The following is a 1,614-nucleotide window of genomic DNA, read 5'->3' on the forward strand; positions in this document are numbered from 1 at the left end:
CACGAATTTCTCTATGCTGTTTTTAAATATTTGTACCTAACTTTCCCTTTCAGACGGGAAAGTTATTTTACAATTGAGGTACTGCAGGTACTGCAGTTTTCGTTGGAATATAAACCATAGTTAGCTCTATAAGCAGATTGAAAAGCTGATCCAACTTTTAAAAGCAATAGCCATCTGTCTTTGTTACGACAAAAGTTTCATCAAGAAACATAATCACCCGTTTCGTGAGCCTGTAGCCATGCACATTGACTACGGTGAGGATTTCCCGTTAGAACTATTGGACAATGAGGCGGAAGATGAAATATTTGACACTTTCTTCCTCTGGCATAACTAAGAAAATAGTAGTTTTATCTGTATATAATTCCCGCACCAATGGAGGTATAAAAGCACAGCAATTTCAAGAATGTCCCAATTATCTGCAATTGAAAAAAGGTACATTTCCAAAGTGAAAATGTACCTTTTTGCCCTTAATTTATCAAGTGTCCCGTCCCTATAAGATATAATTTAAGCCACGAGCATTCCTGCCTGTGGCTTTATGTATGTAATATAATGGAGATAGTGGGATTCGAACCCATGACCTCTTGAATGCCATTCAAGCGCTCTCCCAGCTGAGCTATACCCCCATGTCGGCTATTATAGCAAAGAGTAAAAAAAATTGCAACTAGATATTGCATTTAATAAAAAAAATGTTATAATACACTCAGAACAACTGCATACAGATGTCTTCAGGGCAGGGTGAAATTCCCGACCGGCGGTAAAGTCCGCGAGCGCTCAGAGCGCAGAATTGGTTAGATTCCAATACCGACAGTAAAGTCTGGATGAAAGAAGATGTGTTAAATAATGATAATACACCTGTCTATTTTTAACACCTGAAAGACACTCTTTCAGGTGTTACTTATTTTTCAGGAGGTCTGTATCATGAATATGAGCAGAAAAGCAAACAAATTAACTGTAATGGCAATGCTGTGCGCATTGGCATTCGTAGCCGTAGTGGCAATCCGGATTCCGTTAATCCCTATCGTTCCGTTTTTGGAATATGAACCCAAAGATGTGATTATCCTGACCGGAGGATTTCTATTTGGTCCTATGTCCGCAGCTCTGATCTCTATCATTGTCTCTTTCATCGAAATGTTTACAATCAGCAGCACCGGAATCATCGGACTTATTATGAACATCCTTTCAACTGTGGCCTTTGTCTGTCCTGCTGCCTACCTTTATAAGAAACACCATTCCATGAAGGGTGCCTTTCTTGGTATGATTGCCGGAACACTTCTTATGACACTGATTATGGTACTGTGGAACTATTTAATCACCCCCATTTATATGGGTTACCCCAGAGAAGCGGTGGCTGAGCTTCTGCTTCCTGCATTTGTACCTTTTAACCTGCTGAAAGGCGGAATTAATACGGCACTGACATTGCTGATCTATAAGCCGTTAGTTACTACACTAAGAAAATCCAATCTTTTAAACTTTACTGATACTGCATCAGAGAAGAAACGCAGTTACAATCTTGGCATGACACTCACAGCTGCAGTAGTTTTAGTTACCTGTGTTATGGCAATTATGGTTATGAGAGGCGCAATGTAAAACAATAAAATCGGGTAGGAGGTAGAT

2 protein-coding genes, 1 tRNA gene and 1 riboswitch are annotated in these 1,614 nt (G+C 39.7%); of the genes, 2 read left to right on the forward strand and 1 reads right to left on the reverse strand.

Going from position 1 to position 1,614, the window contains the following annotated elements; translation table 11 throughout:
* Positions 1-296: 296 nt before the first annotated feature.
* The gene (locus DS742_RS29130; RefSeq protein WP_170313625.1) at positions 297-449 is read left to right on the forward strand and encodes a hypothetical protein; all 153 of its coding nucleotides are present in this window, start codon (positions 297-299) and stop codon (positions 447-449) included.
* Between the two features lie 101 nt (positions 450-550).
* Here the strand turns inward: DS742_RS29130 and DS742_RS27805 are convergent.
* Positions 551-623: transfer RNA gene (locus tag DS742_RS27805), tRNA-Ala, on the reverse strand.
* A 94-nt stretch (positions 624-717) separates the two neighbouring features.
* A riboswitch (FMN riboswitch) is annotated at positions 718-834 on the forward strand.
* An 84-nt stretch (positions 835-918) separates the two neighbouring features.
* Between DS742_RS27805 and DS742_RS27810 the strand changes: the two genes are divergently transcribed.
* Entirely contained in the window at positions 919-1,587 is a 669-nt protein-coding gene (locus DS742_RS27810; RefSeq protein ID WP_170313626.1) for an ECF transporter S component, read from the forward strand.
* Positions 1,588-1,614 lie beyond the last annotated feature (27 nt).

The sequence above is a fragment of the Lacrimispora amygdalina genome, from assembly GCF_003432035.1.
GTDB classification, from domain to species: domain Bacteria; phylum Bacillota; class Clostridia; order Lachnospirales; family Lachnospiraceae; genus Lacrimispora; species Lacrimispora amygdalina.